Raw genomic sequence first — 21,972 nt, forward strand, 5'->3', positions numbered from 1 at the left:
CCTGCCTCAGTTGTTGCTTGAGGCGCCTTGCGCCGGTTTCTGGCTGCTATCGGCTGCCTGCATGGGAGCGGGCGCGGCCGAGGATTGACGCTCCTCGATCTCTCCGGTCGCCTCGTCGATCGTCACTTCGACTGCGGTTGCATCGCCACCGGCGCGCACGAGCTGCATGCCCTCGACGATGACGCGGTCGCCATCGCCGACGCCTGAATCCACCAGCCAGTTGTTGCCGACGCTGTTGCGCACGGCCAGCACGCGGGTCTCGACCTTGCCTTCGGCATTGATGACCATCGCCGTCGCCTCACCCTTGGTGTTGCGGCTGACGCCGCGCTGCGGCACCAGGAAGCTGTTCTGGGCGACGCCCTCCTCGACCAGGGCCCGCACATACATGCCGGGCAGCAGCAGGCGGTCCGGATTGGGGAACTCGGCTCTCAGCGCGAAAGTGCCGGTCGTCTGGTCGACATTGGCGCCAGAGAATTCCAGCTTGCCGGTCTGCGGATAGATGGTGCCGTTGTCGAGCTTCAGCTTGACGCTGACATTGGGGCCGCTGAACTTCAGCCGCCCTTCCGAAATGGCCTGGCGCAGATTGAGCAGATTGGTGCTCGACTGCGTGACATCGACATTGATCGGATCGAGCGCACGGATGGTGGTCAGCACGGTCTCCTGGTTGGCGGTGACGAGCGCCCCGGGGGTCAGCGTGGATTTGTCGATGCGGCCGGCGATCGGCGCGGTGATCGAGGTGCGGTCGAGACTGATGCGCGCGGTCTCGACGCTGGCCTTGGCCGACGCCACATCCGCCTGGGCCTGTGCAAGCGTGGCGGCGGCATCGTCATAATCCTGTTTCGAGACCACGTTCTGCTTCAGCAATCCGGCATAGCGGTCGAACTTGGCCTGCGCGGAAGGCAAGGCAGCCTCCGCCTTCTGCCGGGCCGCGACGGCGCTGTCATAGTCCGCTTTGTAGCTTGCCGGATCGATGAGATAGAGCGGCTGCCCCGCCACCACTTCGCTGCCCTCCTTGAACAGCCGCTGCTGGATGATGCCATTCACCTGCGGCCGGACCTCGGCAATCAGCGAAGCCGCGGTGCGCCCCGGCAGCTCGGCGGTGATCGCCACCGATTGCGGATGCAAGGTGACGACGCCGACCTCGGGTTTGCCGACACCGCCCATGCCTGCAGGGGCGTTACTTTGCTCCTGCGAGCAGGCAGCCAAAAGAAGCGCCGCGCACAGCATTCCGGCCCAGGGCGCGAGCCGGCGTACCGGCAGCGGAGACTGACTAGACTGGATGCGCATGGCCTGGATCTTTCCCTGAAATTACTGAAGCCGCCTGGCTGCCGGCATCGGATGGTTCCACCAGCAGCCAGCTGAGATGCCGGCCGAGGAAGCGCTGGATGTCATCCATGAAGGTGTAGACCACCGGCACATAGACGAGACTGAGCAGGGTCGAGGAGATGAGTCCGCCGATCACGGCGATCGCCATCGGCGCGCGCGTCTCGGCGTCGGCGCCGATGCCAAGCGCGATCGGCAGCATGCCGGCGCCCATGGCGATCGATGTCATGACGATCGGCCGCGCCCGCTTGCGCGCAGCGTCGAGCAGTGCCTCGAAGCGGCTCATGCCGCGCTCCTTCTCCGCCACCAGAGCGTACTCTACGAGCAGGATCGAGTTTTTGGCCGCGATGCCCATCAGCATCAATATGCCGATCAGCGGCGATATGCCAAGCGCCTTGCCGGTGATCAGCAAGAAACCGAGCGCACCGCCGACCGACAGTGGCAGCGCCACCAGGATCGTCACCGGCTGCACGAAGCCGCGGAAAAGCAGGACCAGCGTCAGGTACATCAGCAGGATGCCGGCGGCGATCGCCGTGGCAAAGCCTGAGAACAGTTCCTGCATGCGGGCGGCGTCGCCGCGCGCCAGTTCATGCAAGCCCGCCGGCAAGTTCTGCATAACCGGTAGAGCGCGGATCGCCGTGGTCGCCTCGCCGAGCGTGATGCCCGAAAGGTCCGCCTCGACGGTGGCGCTGCGGCTGCGGTCCACCCGCGCAATGCTGTTCGGGCCGGCGCTGAAGCTGATGTCGGCGATGGCGGCAAGCGGCACCGTGCCCTTGCTGCCGGTCAGCGGCAGGATGGCGAGCTTCGCGGGATCGTCGATGGCGCCATCGGGCAAGGTCACGACGATCGACACCTGGCGGTCGCCGAGATTGAATTTCGGCAGGCTGGTGTCGGTGTCGCCGACGGTAGCGATTTTCACGGTCTGGGCGATCTCGGTCGGGGTGATGCCGAGCTCGGCCGCCTTGGCGCTGTCGGGGCGCACGATCAGCTCCGGCTTGGTGGTCGCGGCCGTCGAGGTTGGATTGCTGAGGCCGGGAATCGACTTCATCTGGTCGATCAGCGCATCGCTGGTCTGCTGCAGCGCATCACCATTGTCGCCCACCAGTGTAATCGACACCTTGGCGCCGGAAAAACCATCGGCGCCGAACTGAACGCGGGCTCCCGCAATGTCGTTGAGCTTCGGTGAGGCCGCGGCCTCGAATTCCTGCTGGCTGACCGTCCGCTCGTCGCGCGGCTTCAGATTGACGGTGACATTGGCGCTGCGCACTTCGGCCGAGCTCGACCCACGGTTCGGTCCGCCGCCCGACTCGGCCGCCGTGCCGATCGTGGCGAAGATGCTGTCGACCGCCGGATCAGCTTCCAGGCGTTTGGTGATGTCCTTGACCACGGCCGTTGTCTGCTCGATCGTAGATCCCGGCTGCAGTTCGACCGAGATCATCGAGCGGCCGCGATCGGTCGCCGCCATGAATTCGGTCGGCAGCTGCGTCGCCAGCGCCATCGAACCGGCGAAGAAAGCGATGCCGGCAAAAAGCGTGACCCAGCGACGGTCGAGCGCCTTGCGCAGCAGCCAGAGATAGGTTGGCACCCAGGCCGGCGTGTCGTCTTCGCTGTGGCCGCCGGCGCGCACCAGGTAGGCGCCCATCAACGGGGTCAGCATGCGCGCCACCAGCAGCGAAAACAGCACCGACACGCAGACCGCGACCGCGAAGCTGAAGAAGAACTTTCCGGGAATGCCTGGCATGAAGGCCACCGGCAGGAAGACGGCGACGATCGTGGCGGTGGTCGCCACCACGGCGAGCCCGATCTCGTCGGCGGCCTCGATCGCCGCCTGATAGGCGCTGACGCCGGTCTGGCGCATGTGGCGCACGATGTTCTCGATCTCGACGATGGCGTCGTCGACGAGGATGCCGACCACCAGCGACAGGGCCAGCAGCGTGATGTTGTTGAGCGAGATGTCGAACGCCGCCATCACCGCAAAGGTCGGGATCAGCGACAGCGGCATGGCGACCGCCGACACCAGCGTCGCCCTGATGTCACGCAGGAACAGCCAGACGACGCCGATGGCAAGCAGCGCGCCGAGCCACAGCGCCTCGAACGCCGCATCGTAGCTTTCCCTTACGAAGCCGGAAGACGAGGTGACCTCGGTGAACTTTGCCGCACTCGTCTTCGAACCCATCTCGGCGATCGCGGCGCGCGCGGCCTTGACCACGTCGATCTCGCTCGAACCGACGGACCTGTAGATGTTGAAGGCGACGACCTCCCTGCCGTCGAGATAGGCGGACTGGCGCGGCTTTTCCCAGCTGTCGACAACCTTGCCGAGGTCGGAGAGTTTGACGTCTCCGGCCTTCGAGAACGCAACGCGCGTATCGGCCAGCGCCTCGACGGTGGTGACGCTGCCCAGCGTGCGCACCGACTGCTCCTGGCTGCCGATGGTGGTGCGGCCGCCCGGCTGGTTGACGTTGATGGACGCGAGCGTCTGGCTGACATCGCCGGCGCTGATCCCAAGTGCGGCAAGCCGATCGGGATCGAGTTCGACGCGGATGACCCGGTCGACGCCGCCCGAACGGGTGATCTTGGACACGCCGTCGACGCCGAGTATCGCCTTGGCGACGTCATTGTCGATGTACCAGCTCAGCGCGTCGGGCGACATCGTTGGCGCCTCGACCACATAGGTCAGCACCGAATTGCCCGTCGCATTGACCTTCGCCACCACCGGCGCCTGGGCGGCCGCCGGCAGGCTGGACTGCACGCCGGAAACCGCATTGCGCACATCGTTGGCGGCGGTCTCGGGATCGGTATCGAGCGTGAATTCGACCGTGGTGACCGAGGAGCCTTCGCTGAGCGAAGTCGAGACGTCGTCGACGCCATCCAGGCTGGCCACGGCGTTCTCGATGACTTGCGCGACCTGCACTTCCATCTCGCTCGGCGCCGCACCCGCCTGCGTCACCGTGACGGTGACCGTCGGCAGGTCGATGTCAGGCATGTTGTTGGTACGCAGTTGCATGAAGCCGTAGAGGCCGGCGATCGTCAGCGACAGGAACAGGACGATGGTCGGAACCGGATTGCGGATCGACCAGGAGGAAATGGCGTTCATCGCGCCATCTCCGCGCTCGACACGGCCTGGTCGCTGTCGCCCGCTGCAACGCGAACGAGATTGCCGTCATTGAGCAGGCCGGCGCCGGAGACGACGACGCTCTCGCCCTCGGTCAGCCCGGACACAATGGCGACGCGGCCATCCCTGTGGCTGCCGGTCTCGACGCCGCGCGCCGCAACCTTGCCATCCTTGCCTACGACGAAGACTCCCGGTCTGCCGTCGCGCCAGGTCAGCGCGCTCTCGGCAACGTTCAGCACCTCCGCCGTGGACGTGGCGATCGAGACGCGGGCAAACATACCGGGCTTGAGCCCGGAATTGTCCTGCGGCGCGACATAGACCGTGCCCAGCCTTGTGGTGCCGTCGACCTTCTCGGCGATCGAGCCGACCTTGCCGGAAGACACCTTGCCGGAAGCGTCGGTGATGGTCGCCGCCTGGCCGGTCGTGATCGCGGCCAGATCCTTCTCGGGCACTTGCACGGCGACCTCGACCTTGCCGTCGCGCACGATTCTCATCAGTTCCGTGCCGGATTGAACGATGGACCCGGCAACCGCCGGCCTGGTGGAAACCGTGCCGTCGAAGGGAGCATGGATTTCGGTGCGCGCGAGTTGCGCGGCGATATTGTCCGCCGCCGCCTCGGCCTGGGCGAGCTGCGCCTGGCTGGTCTTGACCGTGGTTGCTTTTTCCTCGGCCGTCTCGGCGCTGATCGCATTGCTGGCGATGAGCTTCCTGGCACGGGCCGCCGCCGTCTCGGCCGCCTCCAGCGAGGCGCGCGCCTGCTCGATGGCTGCCTTCTGCTCGGCAAGCTGGGCCTGCAGCACCGTATCGTCGAGGCGCGCGATCACCTCGCCCTTGCTGACATGGTCGCCTTCGGCAACGAGGACCTCGGTCAGTTGCAGGCCGCTGGTCTGCGCGCCGATCGCGGCTTCCTGCCATGCCTGGGCCGTGCCGGTGGCGGTGATCGCCGCGGCGATTTCATCCTTGCGCACCGTTTCGACCGAAACCGTCAGCGAGGCCTGCGCGACCACCGCCACACGGTTCGCTGCCGCGCCGGCCTCGCCCGCATCGGCATTGCCGCGGCCATAGGCCTTGAGTATTGCGGCGACCACGATGGCAAGAATGACGGCGCAAAGCAGCAGGTATTTCTTGCGCGATGAACTAGCGGCCATAGGTCTTTTCACCGTCAACTGAATTCTCGATGAGGGGAGCGCCGAGCGAAAGCCGCCAGGTGCCGAAGACGAGCCTGGTGGCGCCGGTGAAGGCTTGCAGCGACCGCAGCGTCGCCGCCGAACCGCGGCGATGCTGTTCGGGCGCGGCTGCCATCAGCAGCCGCAGCATCAGGAACATCTCCCACATAGAAGTCTCTTTCACAAAAGGCCGGCCGGCCCGATCGCGGGGGTAAGCCAAACGGGCCGGCCGGTGCAGCCGGTCAGAGTTGCCCGCCCATCCGGGGTAGGGGTGGCGGAAGCGGCCTGCCAGAATCGGGCAGGCCTCCGGGGCCGGCTGCATCATCCGGCGGATTGTCCCATGGCCCTCGGGGTGGTCCATGAGGTCTGTCCGCCGAAGCAAGTATTTCGAGCTGTTCGGGCGTCAGCTTGACGCGAAGCGCGGCAATCGCCTCCTTCAGCTTTGCAGCCGAGGCGGCGCGTTGGGTTAGATCGTCTGCCAGTCTTTCCTGGAAAGCGAAGGCGCGCGGAGCCTTGGCGCCGGGCGCTTCCGCGTCGGCGCCACCCGGGCCATGATCGGGCCGCGCCAGCATCGCCTGCAGCGCGCTGGTATAGTCGCGCCAGGCGTCGAGCTGCTCCGTCCTGATGCCGATGCGGGTCTCGAGCGCGGAAAGCCGGGCGGCGAGCATTTCCGGCGGCGGCCCCATGCGGCGCGGCCCCATGCCAAGCGGTCCCATACCATGCGGACCCATGCCTTGAGGACCGAACTGTTGCGGGTCTTCCGGTCCCGACCGCATCGACCGGTGTGGACCGGGCCACGGCATCGGGCCGTCATTCGCGCCGTCCTGCATCGCGACAACCGGAAGCTCCCCGCCGGGTCCGCCGGCAGGGTCGGTCGGCTGCGCCAGCGCCGGATGGATGAGCGCGGCCGAGAAGAGGCCGAGAGCAAGAAATCTGCTTTGCATGATGTAATCCTTTCTCGCATGCTTCGGATAGCGGCAGAATAGGAGGCCTCCTTTTCCCCTTCGCTTCGCTCTGTTGCCGAAGGTTTCCGCAAAAGGGCAATTTGTTTCCGAATGTTTCTCGCGGCCGGTCGGAAACATTCGGTGACAATTTTCCATGCCCCTTGGGCTCGGCTCTCCCTATAATCGATGGCAAGCAAGGCGGAACGGCACGGCAATGCAGTCACAACCCCATATCCTCGTCGTCGACGACGATCGCGAGATCAGGACGCTTCTCCAGCGCTACCTGGACGGCCAGGGCTTTCGCGTCTCGGTCGCGGCTGACCGTCGCGAATGCGAGCAGAAGCTTGGTTCGGGCCAGTTCGACCTGATCGTGCTGGACGTCATGCTGCCCGATGGTTCGGGGCTCGATATTTGCCGCAGCCTGCGTGACCGCAAACCACACATTCCGGTCATCCTGCTGACTGCGCTGAAGGAGGATGTCGACCGCATCATCGGCCTGGAGCTCGGCGCCGACGACTATCTCGGCAAGCCGTTCAATCCGCGCGAGCTCATCGCCCGCATCCGCGCCGTGCTGCGGCGGTCAGCGCCCGAGGAGCCGCCGGCTGCGCAGCGCCCGCGCATCTACCGCTTCGCCAGCTACAGGCTGGAGCCGGACACCCGCAAGGTGACGGATGCCGAGGGCGCGCTCATCGAGCTCACCGGCGCCGAGTTCGACCTGCTGCAGGTGTTTCTCGACCGCCCCGGCCGGCTCCTGTCGCGCGACCAGCTGCTCGATCTGACGCAGGGCCGCGAGCGCGACCCGCTCGAACGCTCGGTCGACGTCTTGATGAGCCGGCTGCGCCGAAAATTCGCCGATGCCGGCGACGGGCCGCTGTTCAAGACCGTGCGCAATGGCGGCTACCAGCTCACCGCGCGCGTCGATACGGTGGAGGCCGAGGCATGAAGTCGCTGCGCCGGCGCCTGATCATCCTGCTGGTCGTTTCGATCGTCGGTGTGGTCGGCCTTGCCACGACCGTGGCGATCAAGGTGCTCGGCGGGCCGTCCCCCGAACTGATCATGGGGCCGGTCGCTCGTCAGATCCAGTTCATGGTCCAGCTGATCCCCGGCCATGTGCCAGGCGCGGGCGACGCGCCGGTCAATCTCAGCGCCAGTCCCGCCGACGGTATCGAGGACCGTAGGCATACACGGGTGCTCAACGACATTCTGCATCGTGACGGGGTCAACCTTTCGGCCGTCGTCAGCCGCAATGCCGGCGGACCGGGTATGGTCGCTTCGGTCGCGTTGCCCGACAGTCGCTGGATGATCGTCGATATCCCCGATTTTGGACCGACGGGAGACGTTTTCTTCGTGCTTGCGGGCTGGATCACGCTGATCGTGCTCGGCGCCACTGCCGTGGCGGTCTATTTCACCGCCGTGCTGGTGCGGCCGTTGGAGATGCTGGAGGCCGCCGTCAGCAAGATCGGATCGGACGGCGTGCTCGTCACGGTTCCGGAGGAAGGATCGGCCGAGGTCAGGGCGACGGCGCATGCGCTCAATCAGCTCTCCGCCAGGCTCAAGACGGCGATGGAAAGCCGCATGCGGCTGGTCGCCGCCGCCGGCCACGATCTCAGGACGCCGATGACACGGATGCGGCTGCGGGCCGAATTCCTCGACGACGACCGCGAGAAATGGCTTCACGACCTCGACGAACTCGACCGCATCGCCGACAGCGCCATCAGGCTGGTGCGCGAGGAGGTCGACCAGGATGCCGTCGAGCCGGTCGAGTTGGACCGGCTGGTCCACGACATCGAGGCCGAGATGATTTCGCTCGGCCATGCCGTTTCGGTCGGCCATCTCGATAAGGTCTCGGTCAGGGCAGGCGCGCTCGGCCTGCGCCGCGCGCTGCGCAACCTGATCGTCAATGCCGCCACGCATGGCAAGGGCTGCGGCATCTCCCTGTCCGCGGCCGACAACCGCGCCACCCTCACCATCGCCGATCGCGGACCCGGCATTCCGACGGAGCAGCTCGGCAAGGCGTTCGAGCCTTTCTTTCGCGTCGATCCCGGCCGCAGGCAGTCCATTCCAGGCGCCGGCCTCGGCCTCGCCATCGCCAAGGAAATCATCGAACGCCACGGCGGCACCATCACACTGGAGAACCGGCCGGGCGGCGGCCTTTCCCAGAAGGTGGTTTTCGACGCTGTCTCCTGATTCAGCCGTTTAGCGCCATTCTCGGCTGATTACTGCAGGCTGAACCGCAAGGGCACGTTGACACGCGGGTTGGCGCCTTCGGGCGGCGCCGGTACCGTGGCGCCCTGCAGCATGTCGAGGACACTGCGGTCGAGATCGGAGTCGCCGGAGGAGCCTATGATGCGAACGGACGTCACGCGGCCTGAGGTGGCAACCGTGAAGGAGACCCTCACGGTTCCTTCCGCACGGCGGGCTTTGGCAGCTCTCGGATAGCGCTTGTGCCGATTGAGCCACGATGTCAGCTTCGAATTCCACTTCGATGAGTCCCCGCGAGATGCCGAGGCAACCTTGGCCGATTTCGGGGCTGCCACCCTGGGTGCTGATTTCCCGGCGACGCTGGCCGTCTTCGTCCGGGGCGGCGCAGTCTTGTCCTTTTTCGAAGGCTGCCTGGCCTTTTCGACGGGCTTCTTGGCCTCGGCCTGCTTCTTCACCTTGACCGGCGTCTTCGCCTTGGGCTCGAGCGGTTTCGCCACCTTGGCCTCGACGGGGGTTTCGGCCGGCTTCGGTTGCGGCAGCGGAATGACCACGTCCGGCGCGACGGTGTCGACGATATCGGGCACGACCTCCTCCAGCGGTGGCTGGTCGACCCGTTCAGGCATAGGCGGCGGGGTTGGCTCGATCGCGTCGGTCGTAGCCGCTTGCGGCGGCTCCGCTTGCTCGACAGGCGGCTCGGCCACTCGCTCGGCCGTCTCGACGGGTGGCTCAGGTTCCGTCAACGGCTTGGCTTCGGCTGTCTCGATCTCCTCGACCGGATCCGGCGTCACCACGTCAGACACGTCGGCCTCTTCCGCCGGCGTGATCATCATTGGCGACAGCTCGATCATCTGCGCCGGCGGCGGCCCGCCATCCATCTCGGCTGGCCGCAAATCCTGCACCGCATAGGCGATCACGACATGAGCCGTGAGGACCACTGCCGCCGCCGCCGCCCACAAGACAATCTGGCGCCCGCCGAAGCGCGGCAGGCCAACCGTGGGTGAAGCGGTGGCCAGCGATGTCATTGGCCCGTTCCGTCTTGCGGCGCCGGCGTCGCGGCGTCGGCCGCGGGCAAGGTTTCGAGGCCGACCAGTGCGATCTTCAGATAGCCTGCGCCGCGCAGCAGGTTCATCACCTCCATCAGGTCGCCATAGCCGACCGCCTTGTCGGCGCGCAGGAAGATGCGCGTCTGCTTGTCGCCTTTCGTCCTGCCGTCCAGCGTGGCGGCGAAGACGCCGCGCGGCACGCTGTCATTGCCGATTGCCAGGCTGAGGTCGTCTTTCAGCGTCAGGAACAGCGGCATCTCCGGCCGCGGCGCGGGCGTCGCCGTCGAACCCGGCAGGTCGACATTGACGTCGACCGTCGCCAGCGGCGCCGCTACCATGAAGATGATCAGGAGAACCAGGATGACGTCGATGAAAGGGGTGACGTTGATCTCGTGGTTTTCCTCGAGATCAACGTCGATGTTTTCGCGAATTCTGGCCGCCATGGCGCCGCTCCTTATTCCGCGGCCAGCGCCGTTGCCGGCGCCACGTTGCGGAAATCCAGATCCCGGCTGACCAGCCGTTCGACCCCGGCCGAGGCATCGGCGAGGATCTGCCGGTAGCCGGCTATGGATCGCGCGAAGACGTTGTAGATGACCACCGCCGGGATCGCCGCGACCAGGCCCATCGCGGTGGCGAGCAAGGCTTCCGCGATGCCTGGCGCCACGACGGCGAGGTTGGTCGTCTGCGCCTGCGAGATGCCGATGAAGGCGTTCATGATGCCCCAGACGGTGCCGAACAGGCCGACAAAGGGCGCGGTCGAGCCGATTGTCGCCAGCACGCCGGTGCCGCGCGACATGCGCCGCGCCGCCGCCGCCTCGATGCGCGACAGGCGCGAGGTGACCCGTTCCTTCAGCCCGTCGCCGGACACATGCTCGAGCGCGCCGGCCGAAAGCGCCGCCTCTTCCTCGGCCGCCCGCACCAGCAGGGCGCCGGGGCCACCGGTGTGGCCAAGCGCCCGCCTGGCCTGGTTCAGCGTGGCGGCATTGCCGATCGCTTGTGCCGCGCGGCGGGCGCTGAGCTTGCCGCCGAGGATTTCCAGCGACTTTGCCAGCCAGATGGTCCAGGTGACCAGGGAGGCAAAGGCCAGCCCGATCATCACCCCTTTGACGACGATGTCGGCGGCCAGGAACATGCCCCAGGGCGACAGATCATGCGGCAGGGTCAGCGATATCGCCGAGGGATCCGCCTCCGCTTGCGTGGACACGCCGGCTTCGGGCGCCATCGTCGCATCGGGCGTCCCGGCAGGGGGCGAGGCGGGCGTCTCGATCGCCGGAGCGGGGGCAGCCGGTTGCTCCTGGGCAACAGCGCCGCCAGCCGACAGGAGGGCGGATGCGATCAACGCCGCGAACAAACCATGTCTGGACCAATGCTGTCTGGGCAAGGGCTTCTTCCCTATTCTCGCAATTCTCACAACTGGCCTCACTGCACATAGCCGATGGGCTGGCCGGTGACGGGATGCGCGAACACGCCCATCTCGACGCCGAAAATGCCTTTGAGCACGTCGCCCTGCATGATCTCGTCGGGCGTGCCGCGCGTCAGCAGCCTGCCTTCCTTCAGCGCGATCAACTCGTCGCAGTAGTGCGCCGCCATGTTGGGATCGTGCAGCACCACCACGACGCAGAGGTCGCGCTTGCGGCTGAGCTCCCTGACCAGCCCCAGCACCTCCACCTGGTGGGCGATGTCGAGCGCCGAGATCGGCTCGTCGAGCAGCATGACGCCGGCATTCTGCGCCACCAGCATGGCCAGCCACGCGCGCTGGCGTTCGCCGCCGGACAGTTCGTCCACCAGCCGGTCGCCGAAATCCGCCATATCGGTCAGGACAAGCGCCTCGTCGACATGCCGCCTGTCCTCATGCCCGAAACGGCCGAGCGCGCCATGCCAGGGATAGCGCCCGAGGCTTGCCAGCTCGCGCACGGTCAAGCCGGTCGCCGCCGGCGTCGTCTGCGGCAGATAGGCGAGCGCACGGGCCAGTTCCCGCGCCCCCCACTGCACCAGCGGGCGCTGCGCGAAAGTGATGCCGCCGGCGCTTGCCGGCTGCTGGCGCGCCATCAGCTTGATCAGTGTCGATTTGCCCGAGCCATTGTGACCGATCAGCCCGTAGACGCGCGAGCGTTGCAGTTCGAGCGTGACAGGACCGAGCAGCGTCCGTTCGCCGACGGCAAAGCGCACGGCGTCTATGTGGAAGGCAGTCTGGGCATCGGTTCCGGTCAAGGTCTATCTCCAGCGCGGCCGGCATTCACCAATCTGGTTTCGGCGGTCCCTGCCCGGTTGACTATGAAACATGACTTTACTAGTCAACATTGAAGATGACTATTTGAGTCAACAAAATGTCGCGATGCGTCCGCGTTGCCTCGAAATCCGGAAAAGTGGGCATGCGCACCCGCGCCCGTCTGGCGCCGGCAAGACCACCATCTGCTGCTCGCTCTTGCCGCGCCTCTACGGGGTTGTTTCGGGCTCAATCAGCATCGACGGCTTCGATATCGGAGAGACATGAAGCTCGCCTCGCTGCGGCGAGATCGGCATCGTCCGGCAGGACGTGTTCCCGTTTGGCGGTACGACGCGCGAAGACATCGCCTATGGCCGCCTCGACGCGCTCATCACCGGAAATCGCGACGGGCTCGACGGCATGATCGCCGGACTGCCGGCGGGCCACGGCACTATCATCGGCAAGCGTGGCGGCAAGCTCTCCGCCGGCCTGAGGCCGCGGCTATTTCCATAAACGCGCGATCACTTGCCCGACGCCCAGCCCACCAGCTGTCTCCACAATGGCGCGTAGCCCTGCCACTCGACGAAGGCGGCCGGCGCCCAGTGCGGCGCGCAATCGGAGGTGAAGGCGACGCTTCTGCCCTTGCCGTGATGGCCGGCGACGATCAGCGGATCGGTGCCGACCTTCGCGACCAATGTGGCGTCGCTTTTTGGCGTGACGCGGTTGTAGCCGAGCAGATGCGGCCACACCGGTCCGAGGCCGGCAACGATCGGATGTGCCGTCTCGAGGATCTGCGGCGTCACGCCTTGCGGCGACTCCACCCGATCGTCCGTCGCGGCGATGTTGACCGGCAGGATCTCCTCGATCGCCGTTCCGGAATACTGGCCCTTGGCCTCGATGCCCTGGAACGTCATATAGCCGCCGACCATGACGAAGCCGCCGCCCGCCGCGACATAGTCGCGGATCGCATGCAGCCTGTTGGGCAAGGCGACCGAGCGCACGAATGTATCGGGATGGAGCAGCAGCGTGTTGGCGCCGACATCGCTCAGCATCACGCAATCATAATGCGACAGCGCTTTCGCATCGAACGGGAAGTCGCGCGCGGCGACATGGGCCGGCTGGTAATCGACCTGCCAGCCGCCGGTTTCCAGCGCATCGCGCAGCCAGCGGATCCCTTCCGCATATTCAACCGTCGAAAAACTATCGAACCCCTTCTGGTGGGTGCTGTGCACGGTCCATGATTCACCGGCAATCAGAACGCGTCCTGTCGTAGCCATCCTTTTCTCCCTTCGATTTTTTTATGGCGGCGCTCACCGGCCCTGCCGATCTGGAGAAAAAGCGTAATTTATGAAACCGGTTTAGTAAAGCGGTTTACATCTGGCATTTCCTATGCTGAAATCCTGGTCAAAGGGAACACTGGCGAAAACGCCTCATGAAAAAGCCTACGGCATCGACGATCAGGAATGTGGCGCACGCGGCCGGCGTGTCGGTCACCACCGTCTCGCGTCACCTGAACGGCCGCATCAAGCTGCCGGCCGAAACCAGCGAGCGCATCCGGGCGGCCGTGGCCAAACTTGAGTATCGCCCCAACGCCATTGCGCGACGCCTGAGCAAAGGCAGCAGCGAAACCATCGGCCTGATCGTCTCCGACATCTCCTACCCGTTCTTTGCCGCCATCGCGAGCGCGGCGGAAGAGGAGGCGAGCCGTCTCGGCTACAGCCTGGTGATGTTCAACAGCCGCAACATCGCCGCCAAGGAACTGGGCTTCCTGTCGCGCATCGACGACGCGCAGGTCGACGGCATCCTGTTGATGACCAACCATCCCGACGACGGCGCGCTGGTCCAGAAGATCAATGCCTGCAGCAATGTCGTGCTGGTCGACGAGGACGTTCCCGGCGCCATCGCGCCGCGCCTGTTTGCCGACAATCGTCTCGGCGCCCGGCTTGCGACCGAGCATCTTCTCGATCATGGCCACCGGGCGGTCGCCTTTGTCGGCGGCCCTCCTGCGCTGCTCAGCAGCAAGGAACGGTTCGGCGCCTTCGAGGACAGTCTCAAGCGACGAGACCTGAAGGTGAACCCGGATTACGTCTTCTTCGGCGACTATGACGAGCAGTCCGGTCTTGAGGCTTTCCTGCGCTTTGCCGCTCTGGACAATCCGCCGACCGCCATCTTCGCCTCCGCCGACATGCTGGCGCTGGGGATTTTGCAAGGCTGCCGCACACTCGGCATCGCCGTGCCTTCCGATCTGTCGCTGGTCGGTTTCGACGACATCCGCAATGTCGATCTTCTCGATCCGCCGCTGACGGCCGTGCACCAGTCGGCGGAGGAATTCGGCCGCCGCGCGGTCGGCCTGCTGATCGACCATATCAACGGCGCCGAGATACCGGACGCAGCGCCGGTCGCGGTGAAGCTCATCGTGCGCCACTCCGTGGCCGCACCGCGCAAGGCGCATTGGAAACTGGCTGGAAACGCCTTGGCGGGAAAACTCCCGCCGGCAAGAGTGGGAATTTAACAGAGACGGATCAAATCCGCGAAGACCTCAAGTCAACATCAACAATGGGAGAATGAACAATGACAAGCTCGCATTTCGCAAAAGACGCGGCTGAGATCGCGCTGGAAAAATTCAACCGCGGCGAGATAGATCGCCGCTCGTTCCTGATAGCACTTGGCGGCCTCGGACTTGCGGCCGCCTTCAAGCCTGGCGTTGCCCGGGCCGACGCTTCTGAAATCGTCGTCTGCAATTGGGGCGGGGCCGCGGCGGATGCTTTCGCCAAGGCCTATGGCGACCCCTTCACCAAGAAGAGCGGCATGAAGGTGGTGATCGATGGGGCCGGCCCGGCGGTCGGCACCATCCGCGCCATGGTCGAATCCGGCAAGGTCATCTGGGACGCCACCGACGGCGGCATGATCGACTCGCTGACGCTGGGCAAGGGCAATCTGGTCGAGAAGATCGACTACGCGATCGTCGACAAATCGCAGGTGCCGGAGAATTTCGCCGGCGAATTCGGCGTCTCGAACTATGTCTATTCGAACGTGCTCGCCTACGACGCCGACGCCACCAAGGGGGTCGCGCCGACCGGCTGGGCCGACTTCTTCGACACGGCGAAATTCCCGGGCAAGCGCACGATGTGCAAATGGATCCAGGGCCAGCTCGAATTCGTCCTCATGGCCGACGGCGTCGCGCCCGCCGACCTCTATCCGCTCGATGTCGACCGGGCATTCAAGAAGCTGAAGCCGATGCTGGCCGACATCATCTTCTGGGAAGGCGGGGCGCAGACGCAGCAATTGTTCCGCGAAGGCGAAGTCGTGATGGGCAATATCTGGCACACCCGCGCCAATCTGCTCAACAAGGAGACGCCCGACAAGTTCAAGTGGATTTGGGAGCAGAACATCCTGTCTGCCTCCGCCTGGTCGGTTCCCAAGGGCAATCCCGCCGGCAAGAAAGTGTTCGAGTTCATCAATTCGACGCTCGATCCGGCCGGCCAACTCGTGCTGCTGCAGATCATGGGCAACGGGCCTTCCAACCCCAAGACCCTCGCCTTGATGACGCCGGAGGATGCCAAGGTCAATCCGACGACCAAGGAGAATGCGGCCTCGCAGATCATGCTCAACCCGGCCTATTACGCCGAACATGAGACCGAACTCCAGAACAAGTATCTGGATTTCATCTCGAGCTGACCGGGCGCCAACAGAGGAAGGGCTGCCGCCGGCAAGGCGGCGGCCCCCAAATCTGATGCGAAAATCGATCTGATGCGACTTTGATCCGATGCGAAATTTCAAGACCACAGCCCTGCTGCTGACGGTTCCCGCCAGCCTGATGGCGATCGGGCTCTATGCGGCGCCGATCCTGCAGGTTCTGGCGTTGAGCCTGACTGAGCCGAAGTTCGGCCTGGCCAACTATCAGGGCCTGTTCGCCAATGCCGCGGTCGGACGCGTGGTGATGACGACGGTCAAAGTCTCGGTCATGACGACGGTGCTGACCGTGCTGGCGAGCTATATCGTCGCCTTCGCCATCATCCACATGTCGGCCGGCTGGCGCCGCATCTCACTGTTCCTGGTGCTGGTGCCGTTCTGGATCTCGGTGCTGGTCAGGGCGTTCTCCTGGATCACCATCCTGCGCCGGCGCGGCGTGCTGAACAGCACTTTGATGGACATGGGCGTCATCTCGACGCCGCTCGACCTGGTCTACAATCTCTTCGGCGTCACCGTCGGCATGGTCCACTACATGATGCCGTTCGCCATCCTTTTGCTCTACGCCAATCTGTCCGACATCGACCGCCGCATCATGCAGGCGGCGCGCTCGCTGGGCGCGCGTCCGGCGACGATCTTCTGGCGCGTATGGCTGCCGCTCAGCCTGCCCGGCATCGCGCTGGCAACCCTGTTCGTCTTTGTCTTCTCGCTCGGCTTCCTGGTCACGCCGGCTCTGCTCGGCGCCGGCAAGACATTGATGATCGCCGAATACATCTCGGTACAGATATCGAGCACCTCGCGCTGGGACCTCGCGACATCGCTGTCGACCATGCTGCTTCTGGTGGTCGGCGTTATCGTCTTTGCCGCCATGCGCAGCCCGGCGCTGCGCGCCGCCTTCGTCGCGAGGCCGCAGCAATGAAGCCGCGGCGCATCATCGAGGTTGGCCTGCCGCGCTTTTTGGCCTGGTGCCTGCTCGGCTTCCTGTTCGTCCCGATCCTGGTGGTGATCCCGGTCGCGCTCACCGACCGCGATTACCTGTCGCTGCCGCAGGACGGCGTGTCGATGCAGCATTTCGCGGCACTGGCCGACTGGAGCAAGGGCTGGCTGCCGAGCATGCTGACCAGCGCCGGCATCGCGCTGGCCTGCGCCGCCATCGCCACGGCGCTCGGCGTCGCCTTCGCCGTCGGCGCCTGGGCGGCGGGCGGCTGGTGGCCGTCGCTGATGCGCATCCTGCTTTTGTCGCCGATGATCGTGCCGCCGATCATCTACGCCGTCGGCATGGTCAAGCTGTGGGCGCGGCTGTCGCTGCTCGACAGCTATACCGGCGTCGTCCTCGTGCATGTCGTGCTGGCCCTGCCGCTGACGGTGCTGGCCATCGGCGCGTCGCTCTCAAATCTCGACCAGCGGCTGGTGCAAGCGGCGAGAAGTCTCGGCGCCAGGCCGATGACCGTGTTCGGCAAGGTTATACTGCCGAACATCGTTCCGGGCGTTGCCGCCGGCGCCCTGCTCGCCTTCGTCGCGTCCTGGGACGAGATCACGGTGACGCTGTTCATCACCGGACGCGCCGTCGTCACGCTGCCGCGCCGCATCTGGACGAGCATCCAGGATGCCGTCGACCCGGCGCTGGCGGCGATCGCCACCGTCCTGCTCGTCGTCACCGTGCTGGCGCTGGTCGCACGGGCGCTGATCGAGCACCGGCAGCAGATGCGAAAATCCTAGTTCAAACACCTCGAAACAATCGAAAGGAAAGGAATATCCATGAGCACCGCGATGAGCGACAACGAGTACCGCGAGAACAAGTTCTTCAGCATCTTCGGCTCCGTTCCGGAACCGGGCTTCGACACGGCTGAGGAGCAGATCCCGGTATGGGGCCGCCATTGGGGCTGCTCGAACGATGTCGGCAAGCTGCGCGCCGTACTGATGCATCGGCCCGGCGACGAGCTTTCCGTCGTCGAGAACAAGCCGATGCCCGAGGTCGGCGGTTTCGGCGACCCGGAAAAAGGCTGGTACTGGATGGGCCGCACCATGCCCGACCTGCCCGCCATGCAGCGCGCCCATGACGAATTCACCGGCCTGCTGCGCTCGGAAGGCGTCGACGTCATTCTCGTCGACAAGGCCGCCCCCGGCGCGATGAAGCAGATCTACACGCGCGACAGCGTCATCGGCATTCCGGGCGGCGCCATCGTCACCCGCCTGGCGCGGCGGGTGCGGCGTGGTGAGGAACTGCCGGTGACCCGGGCGCTGGCTAAGGCCGGCTGCCCGATTCTCGGCACCATCCACGGCTCGGCCGTCTTCGAAGGCGGCGGCTTTGCCTTCATCGATGCCAAGACCGCGGTCTGCACGGTCTCCATCGCCTGCAATCCGGAGGGCGTGCGGCAGGTCGAAAGCATCCTCGCCGGCCTCGGCGTGACGCTGATCAAGGTGCCGATGCCCGGATACCGTATTCACATCGACGGCGCTTTCATTATGGTCGACGTCGAGACGGCGATCGTCAATGTCAACGAACTGCCCTACCCGTTCATCGAATATCTGGAGAAGCGCGGCATCAGGATGATCGAACTGCCCCCAGAGGACAGCGCCATGTCGCTCAACTGCCTGGCCGTCGCGCCCGGTCGCGTCATCATGCATGGCAGCCGCTCGAAGCGCCTGGCCGACAGGCTCGACGCCGCCGGGATCACCGTGCTGACCTGCAATTACGAGACGGTCGAGCTTGGTGGCGGCGGCCTGCATTGCTCGACGGCGCCGCTGATCAGGGACCCGATCTGACATGGCCCCATCTGATATGGCGCCGAACTGACATGGCTTTGCTGGTCATCGACGATCTGGCCAAGACCTATGACAAGGTCACCGCCTTGACCGGGATCAACCTCTCGGTCGAGGCGGGAGAGTTCGTCACCTTGCTCGGCCCCTCGGGGTCCGGCAAGACGACCTTGCTGATGTCGCTGGCCGGCTTCACCACGCCGAGCAAGGGCACGATCAGCCTCGACGGCAAGGACATCACCCATGTCGACCCAGAAGACCGCAATTTCGGTTTCGTCTTCCAGGGTTATGCGCTGTTCCCGCATCTTACCGTCGCCAACAACATCGCCTTCTCGCTCAGGGTTCGCAAATGGGAGAAAGCGAGGATCGCGGCGCGGGTGAGCGAGATGCTGTCACTGGTCGGCCTCGACAATCTGGCCGAGCGCAAGCCACGCGAATTGTCGGGCGGCCAGCAGCAACGTGTCGCCATCGCCCGGGCGCTGGCCTTCGGACCGCGCATCCTGCTGCTCGACGAGCCGCTTTCGGCGCTCGACCGCATGCTGCGAGAAACCATGCAGAAGGAGCTGAAGCGGCTGCATCGCGAGACCGGCGTGACGTTCGTCTACGTCACTCACGACCAGGAAGAGGCGATAGCCATGTCCGATCGCATCGCCGTGTTCAACCACGGCCGCATTGTCGAGATCGGACCGCCGCGTGACCTCTATAAGAAACCCTCGACACGCTTCGTCGCCGGCTTCCTCGGCGAGAACAATTTCTTGACCGGCCACCGCGCCGATGACGATGAGACGGCGGTCGAGGCGTTCGGCACGCGCTTCGGCTTTCCCCTGGCCAAAGGCCGCGAGCGGCCCGGCGACAGCCTGACCGTATGGGTGCGCCCCGAGGACATCCGCGTCGGCCAGGCGACGGGGGATGAAATCGGCTTTCGCGCGACGGTGGTCGAGAATTCCTTCGTCGGCGCGCTCGAACGCATCCTGCTCCGGACGGCGACCGGCGAAGAGATCGTGGCAACGCTGCGTTCGGAAGCGGCCATCGCCGCCGTGCCGGGGCAGACCATCGACTGCCGGATCGCCCCATCCGCCATCGGCGTGTTGCCGAACGAAGCCAAGGGGTCTTGAGCCGACGAGCATATCTGGCCGCGGAAGAGAGAAAAATGATCAAGGCGACACCTTTCGATTTCCCCTATGACGGCAGGCTGGTTGCTGAAAATACCGCGCTGATCGTCATCGACCTGCAGGAGGATTTCCTGTCGACATCGGGCTATTTCGCCAGGCAGGGCTACGATCCAAGCCCGCTGCGAGCCATCCTGCCGACGGTCAACCGCTTGATCGCGGCCGCGCGTACGGCTGGCCTGAAAATCATCCACACAAGGCAAGGCTACCGGGCCGACATGGCCGATATGACGCCCTACGAGAAATGGCGCCGCAAGCGGGCCGGTCTCGAGGGGACCGACATCCTGCTGCGTTCGAGCCCCGGCTTCCAGATCGTTCCCGAGATCGATGTGGCGGCTGAGGACATTATCGTCGACAAGACCTGCAACGGCGCCTTCACCTACACCGATTTCGAGCATGTGTTGCGCGCGCAAGGCATCACCCATCTCATGTTTTCGGGATGCACGACCGATGTCTGCGTGCACACGACGTTGCGCGAGGCCTGCGACCGCAATTTCCAGTGCCTGACCATCTCGGATGCCTGCGCCAGCGGCGACAGATATGCGCATGAGGCCGCGCTGCACATGGTGACGGTCGAGAACGGCATCTTCGGCGCACTGACGGATTCAACCGCCGTCATCGCCGGCCTGTCGCAACTCTCCGGCAGGGGCCACTGAAATGCCTGACGAGACTGCCGGCACACCGGCTACGACCAGCCGGCTTTATATCTCGCTGATGCGATTGACGGACAAGGGACTGGCCGAGCTCGCCGGCAGCCCCGATCGCCGCAAGGTTAGCGAGGAGCGGGTCGCGGCACTCGGCGGCAAATCCCTCGCCTTCTATGCCACGCTCGGCGCCTATGACTTCGTTCAGGTCTTCGAGATGCCTGACAACGAGGCCATGCTGCAATACGTGCTGACGGCCCGGCGCGACGGCTTCGTCGAACCGCTCATCCTGCCGGCATTCGACCCGCCGACCTTCGGCGCGATTGTCGAGCGCGTCCTGAAATGACGCGAGAGCCCGCGTCAGGAAGGAGCGCGTGCTTCTCCTGTCACGCGCGAGGCAAACGCCCCAGGCTGCGGCACATCGGCCTCGCGACGCGCCAGCGAATTGCGCAGGAGCGCGATCGTTTCACGGGCGGCGAACGCGATCTCGCGCGGCCTGTCGACGCCGACAATCATGAACTCCTGGATACCCAAAGCCGCGTAAGGCAGCAGTGCCAGCGCCACCTGCGCCGGCGGCCCGGCGATCTCGACCGCCTTTTGGCAGGCGACGGTATTGCCATGCGAACCAAACCGGACGGGAAGCGCAAAGCGCAATTTGCCGGCCCGGCCATGTTCGGCGGCGGCGCTGCGCACCCGGTCGATCAGCTGCCGGATCTCGTCGAGCGAGCCTGGCGTCAGCTCGAAGACATCGGCATGCCGCCCCGCGACCTTGAGCGCGGTTCCGGACTGACCGCCCATGCGGATGGTCACGTCGGCGCCGTGCGGTCCCTTGCGTGGCACATAGCCGGCCTTGATGCTATAGAAGGCGCCTTCATGGTCGAAGGGCCGGTCGTTCGACCACAGCCGCTTCAAAAGCACCATATACTCGTCGGTGCGCTGCCAGACGACGGTGTGACCGACCGGGCGCATCTCGGCATCGTCGTCGCTCAGCGGCTCGCTCAGCATCCTGAGCGACAGCCGCCCGCCGCTTTTAGCGTCGAGGGCCGCCAGTTGCCGCGCCGCCACGGTCGGCTCGATCACGCCAGCCCAATGGGAAAGAACCACCTCCAGCGACGAGGTGCGACCCAGCGCCTGAGCGGCAAGATCCATATTGGTCAACAGCCCTGCCGGATCGTCGACGACGATCTTGCGGAATCCGGCATCCTCGATCAGCGACAGCTTTGTCGCGGTCTCGACGAAATCGTAGAAAAAGCTGGCGTGGGCAGGGCGTGATTTACCGGGGACATGCGTGAACTCGATCGGCATTGCCATCTCCTCCATCACGTTGGAAACATGGGCATCACGTTGAGTAACGGGCGCACGAAAGCGCTCCGGCATTCGGCTCATTCAACTCCGGCATTTCTGAAAGCGGCTATTTCTGAAACGGTCAGCCGCTGACCGACGGGATCAGACCCCCAAGGATCAGGGAATCAGCCCCAGAACGACTGCCCCGGTGAACACGAACGCAAGGGCAAAGACGAGATAGGCAAAAGCGCCTGCATAGGCCGGACGAAAGCTCTGCGCATAGTCCAGCTTTTGGCCGCCACGATCAGTCTGAGCGTTCTGGATATAGGACATGTCGAACCTCCGTCTCGCCATTAATCTATAAAATTAGTAGACTTTGTCGAGTGCTATTTTCGGGCGAATATTGGAATAATGTACTCAAAATACGCA

The 21,972-nt window shown here is 65.0% G+C and carries 22 protein-coding genes and 1 pseudogene; 11 read left to right on the plus strand and 12 right to left on the minus strand.

Annotated features, from left to right (window positions below):
• Positions 1-6: 6 nt before the first annotated feature.
• From C9427_RS23330 to C9427_RS23350, 5 genes are all read right to left on the minus strand, one after another.
• Positions 7-1,287, minus strand: coding sequence for an efflux RND transporter periplasmic adaptor subunit (locus tag C9427_RS23330; protein ID WP_107651439.1), 1,281 nt, complete (start codon positions 1,285-1,287; stop codon positions 7-9).
• On the minus strand, positions 1,271-4,417 hold the full coding sequence (locus tag C9427_RS23335; protein ID WP_107651440.1) for an efflux RND transporter permease subunit: 3,147 nt from the start codon (positions 4,415-4,417) through the stop codon (positions 1,271-1,273). The genes C9427_RS23330 and C9427_RS23335 overlap by 17 nt, the downstream gene beginning before the upstream one ends.
• A complete protein-coding gene (locus C9427_RS23340; RefSeq protein WP_107651441.1) occupies positions 4,414-5,583 on the minus strand; it encodes an efflux RND transporter periplasmic adaptor subunit in 1,170 nt (389 codons plus the stop codon). Before C9427_RS23340 ends, C9427_RS23335 begins: the two co-directional genes overlap by 4 nt.
• Positions 5,573-5,770, minus strand: a complete 198-nt coding sequence (locus C9427_RS23345) for a hypothetical protein (protein WP_107651442.1) — start codon at positions 5,768-5,770, stop codon at positions 5,573-5,575. Before C9427_RS23345 ends, C9427_RS23340 begins: the two co-directional genes overlap by 11 nt.
• Positions 5,771-5,843: 73 nt before the next feature.
• Positions 5,844-6,545, minus strand: a complete 702-nt coding sequence (locus tag C9427_RS23350; protein WP_107651556.1) for a hypothetical protein — start codon at positions 6,543-6,545, stop codon at positions 5,844-5,846.
• A gap of 214 nt (positions 6,546-6,759) precedes the next feature.
• Here C9427_RS23350 and C9427_RS23355 point away from each other — a divergent pair, with 214 nt between their 5' ends.
• Positions 6,760-7,488, plus strand: coding sequence for a response regulator (locus C9427_RS23355; RefSeq protein WP_107651443.1), 729 nt, complete (start codon positions 6,760-6,762; stop codon positions 7,486-7,488).
• On the plus strand, positions 7,485-8,732 hold the full coding sequence (locus tag C9427_RS23360; RefSeq protein ID WP_107651444.1) for an ATP-binding protein: 1,248 nt from the start codon (positions 7,485-7,487) through the stop codon (positions 8,730-8,732). Before C9427_RS23355 ends, C9427_RS23360 begins: the two co-directional genes overlap by 4 nt.
• 29 nt (positions 8,733-8,761) lie before the next feature.
• Here C9427_RS23360 and C9427_RS23365 read toward each other — a convergent pair whose 3' ends face one another.
• From C9427_RS23365 to C9427_RS23380, 4 genes are all read right to left on the minus strand, one after another.
• Positions 8,762-9,769, minus strand: coding sequence for an energy transducer TonB (locus tag C9427_RS23365; protein WP_107651445.1), 1,008 nt, complete (start codon positions 9,767-9,769; stop codon positions 8,762-8,764).
• Positions 9,766-10,233, minus strand: a complete 468-nt coding sequence (exbD, locus tag C9427_RS23370; RefSeq protein ID WP_107651446.1) for a TonB system transport protein ExbD — start codon at positions 10,231-10,233, stop codon at positions 9,766-9,768. Before exbD ends, C9427_RS23365 begins: the two co-directional genes overlap by 4 nt.
• 11 nt (positions 10,234-10,244) lie before the next feature.
• Positions 10,245-11,012, minus strand: a complete 768-nt coding sequence (gene exbB / locus C9427_RS23375) for a tonB-system energizer ExbB (RefSeq protein ID WP_425351676.1) — start codon at positions 11,010-11,012, stop codon at positions 10,245-10,247.
• Positions 11,013-11,209: 197 nt separating this feature from the next.
• Complete coding sequence (locus C9427_RS23380) at positions 11,210-12,001, minus strand: ATP-binding cassette domain-containing protein (protein WP_107651448.1); 792 nt, start codon at positions 11,999-12,001, stop codon at positions 11,210-11,212.
• 175 nt (positions 12,002-12,176) lie between these two features.
• Between C9427_RS23380 and C9427_RS35440 the strand changes: the two are divergent.
• Positions 12,177-12,500, plus strand: a pseudogene (locus tag C9427_RS35440) (ATP-binding cassette domain-containing protein); the annotation flags it as partial.
• Between the two features lie 17 nt (positions 12,501-12,517).
• On the opposite strand, the gene C9427_RS23390 reads toward C9427_RS35440, so the two are convergent.
• Positions 12,518-13,273 carry a glutamine amidotransferase gene (locus C9427_RS23390; protein ID WP_107651450.1) on the minus strand — a complete coding sequence of 252 codons (756 nt, stop codon included), beginning with the start codon at positions 13,271-13,273 and terminating at the stop codon, positions 12,518-12,520.
• Between the two features lie 155 nt (positions 13,274-13,428).
• Here C9427_RS23390 and C9427_RS23395 point away from each other — a divergent pair, with 155 nt between their 5' ends.
• From C9427_RS23395 to C9427_RS23430, 8 genes are all read left to right on the plus strand, one after another.
• Positions 13,429-14,508 (plus strand): LacI family DNA-binding transcriptional regulator, encoded by a 1,080-nt coding sequence (locus C9427_RS23395; RefSeq protein WP_107651451.1) that lies wholly within the window; start codon positions 13,429-13,431, stop codon positions 14,506-14,508.
• Positions 14,509-14,567: 59 nt separating this feature from the next.
• Positions 14,568-15,674, plus strand: a complete 1,107-nt coding sequence (locus tag C9427_RS23400; RefSeq protein ID WP_107651452.1) for an ABC transporter substrate-binding protein — start codon at positions 14,568-14,570, stop codon at positions 15,672-15,674.
• Positions 15,675-15,762: 88 nt separating this feature from the next.
• On the plus strand, positions 15,763-16,605 hold the full coding sequence (locus C9427_RS23405) for an ABC transporter permease (protein WP_107651453.1): 843 nt from the start codon (positions 15,763-15,765) through the stop codon (positions 16,603-16,605).
• A complete protein-coding gene (locus C9427_RS23410) occupies positions 16,602-17,405 on the plus strand; it encodes an ABC transporter permease (RefSeq protein ID WP_107651454.1) in 804 nt (267 codons plus the stop codon). The genes C9427_RS23405 and C9427_RS23410 overlap by 4 nt, the downstream gene beginning before the upstream one ends.
• Positions 17,406-17,444: 39 nt before the next feature.
• Positions 17,445-18,452 (plus strand): dimethylarginine dimethylaminohydrolase family protein, encoded by a 1,008-nt coding sequence (locus C9427_RS23415; protein ID WP_107651455.1) that lies wholly within the window; start codon positions 17,445-17,447, stop codon positions 18,450-18,452.
• Between the two features lie 32 nt (positions 18,453-18,484).
• On the plus strand, positions 18,485-19,561 hold the full coding sequence (locus tag C9427_RS23420; RefSeq protein WP_107651456.1) for an ABC transporter ATP-binding protein: 1,077 nt from the start codon (positions 18,485-18,487) through the stop codon (positions 19,559-19,561).
• A gap of 35 nt (positions 19,562-19,596) precedes the next feature.
• On the plus strand, positions 19,597-20,271 hold the full coding sequence (locus tag C9427_RS23425) for a cysteine hydrolase family protein (RefSeq protein ID WP_107651457.1): 675 nt from the start codon (positions 19,597-19,599) through the stop codon (positions 20,269-20,271).
• Position 20,272: 1 nt separating this feature from the next.
• Positions 20,273-20,605 carry a GYD domain-containing protein gene (locus C9427_RS23430; protein WP_107651458.1) on the plus strand — a complete coding sequence of 111 codons (333 nt, stop codon included), beginning with the start codon at positions 20,273-20,275 and terminating at the stop codon, positions 20,603-20,605.
• A 14-nt stretch (positions 20,606-20,619) separates the two neighbouring features.
• Here C9427_RS23430 and C9427_RS23435 read toward each other — a convergent pair whose 3' ends face one another.
• On the minus strand, positions 20,620-21,564 hold the full coding sequence (locus tag C9427_RS23435; RefSeq protein ID WP_107651557.1) for an LLM class flavin-dependent oxidoreductase: 945 nt from the start codon (positions 21,562-21,564) through the stop codon (positions 20,620-20,622).
• 156 nt (positions 21,565-21,720) lie between these two features.
• Complete coding sequence (locus C9427_RS23440; protein ID WP_107651459.1) at positions 21,721-21,876, minus strand: hypothetical protein; 156 nt, start codon at positions 21,874-21,876, stop codon at positions 21,721-21,723.
• Positions 21,877-21,972 lie beyond the last annotated feature (96 nt).

It is taken from the genome of Mesorhizobium helmanticense (assembly GCF_003034915.1).
Lineage (GTDB): Bacteria > Pseudomonadota > Alphaproteobacteria > Rhizobiales > Rhizobiaceae > Mesorhizobium > Mesorhizobium helmanticense.

Bases quoted from the DNA above. Each gene is read 5' to 3' on its own strand.
- C9427_RS23330 (WP_107651439.1), bottom strand. From the start codon at position 1,287: ATGCGCATCCAGTCTAGTCAGTCTCCGCTGCCGGTACGCCGGCTCGCG.
- C9427_RS23335 (WP_107651440.1), bottom strand. From the start codon at position 4,417: ATGAACGCCATTTCCTCCTGGTCGATCCGCAATCCGGTTCCGACCATC.
- C9427_RS23340 (WP_107651441.1), bottom strand. From the start codon at position 5,583: ATGGCCGCTAGTTCATCGCGCAAGAAATACCTGCTGCTTTGCGCCGTC.
- C9427_RS23345 (WP_107651442.1), bottom strand. From the start codon at position 5,770: ATGTGGGAGATGTTCCTGATGCTGCGGCTGCTGATGGCAGCCGCGCCC.
- C9427_RS23350 (WP_107651556.1), bottom strand. From the start codon at position 6,545: ATGCAAAGCAGATTTCTTGCTCTCGGCCTCTTCTCGGCCGCGCTCATC.
- C9427_RS23355 (WP_107651443.1), top strand. From the start codon at position 6,760: ATGCAGTCACAACCCCATATCCTCGTCGTCGACGACGATCGCGAGATC.
- C9427_RS23360 (WP_107651444.1), top strand. From the start codon at position 7,485: ATGAAGTCGCTGCGCCGGCGCCTGATCATCCTGCTGGTCGTTTCGATC.
- C9427_RS23365 (WP_107651445.1), bottom strand. From the start codon at position 9,769: ATGACATCGCTGGCCACCGCTTCACCCACGGTTGGCCTGCCGCGCTTC.
- exbD (WP_107651446.1), bottom strand. From the start codon at position 10,233: ATGGCGGCCAGAATTCGCGAAAACATCGACGTTGATCTCGAGGAAAAC.
- exbB (WP_425351676.1), bottom strand. From the start codon at position 11,012: ATGGCGCCCGAAGCCGGCGTGTCCACGCAAGCGGAGGCGGATCCCTCG.
- C9427_RS23390 (WP_107651450.1), bottom strand. From the start codon at position 13,273: ATGGCTACGACAGGACGCGTTCTGATTGCCGGTGAATCATGGACCGTG.
- C9427_RS23395 (WP_107651451.1), top strand. From the start codon at position 13,429: ATGAAAAAGCCTACGGCATCGACGATCAGGAATGTGGCGCACGCGGCC.
- C9427_RS23400 (WP_107651452.1), top strand. From the start codon at position 14,568: ATGACAAGCTCGCATTTCGCAAAAGACGCGGCTGAGATCGCGCTGGAA.
- C9427_RS23405 (WP_107651453.1), top strand. From the start codon at position 15,763: ATGCGAAATTTCAAGACCACAGCCCTGCTGCTGACGGTTCCCGCCAGC.
- C9427_RS23410 (WP_107651454.1), top strand. From the start codon at position 16,602: ATGAAGCCGCGGCGCATCATCGAGGTTGGCCTGCCGCGCTTTTTGGCC.
- C9427_RS23415 (WP_107651455.1), top strand. From the start codon at position 17,445: ATGAGCACCGCGATGAGCGACAACGAGTACCGCGAGAACAAGTTCTTC.
- C9427_RS23420 (WP_107651456.1), top strand. From the start codon at position 18,485: ATGGCTTTGCTGGTCATCGACGATCTGGCCAAGACCTATGACAAGGTC.
- C9427_RS23425 (WP_107651457.1), top strand. From the start codon at position 19,597: ATGATCAAGGCGACACCTTTCGATTTCCCCTATGACGGCAGGCTGGTT.
- C9427_RS23430 (WP_107651458.1), top strand. From the start codon at position 20,273: ATGCCTGACGAGACTGCCGGCACACCGGCTACGACCAGCCGGCTTTAT.
- C9427_RS23435 (WP_107651557.1), bottom strand. From the start codon at position 21,564: ATGCCGATCGAGTTCACGCATGTCCCCGGTAAATCACGCCCTGCCCAC.
- C9427_RS23440 (WP_107651459.1), bottom strand. From the start codon at position 21,876: ATGTCCTATATCCAGAACGCTCAGACTGATCGTGGCGGCCAAAAGCTG.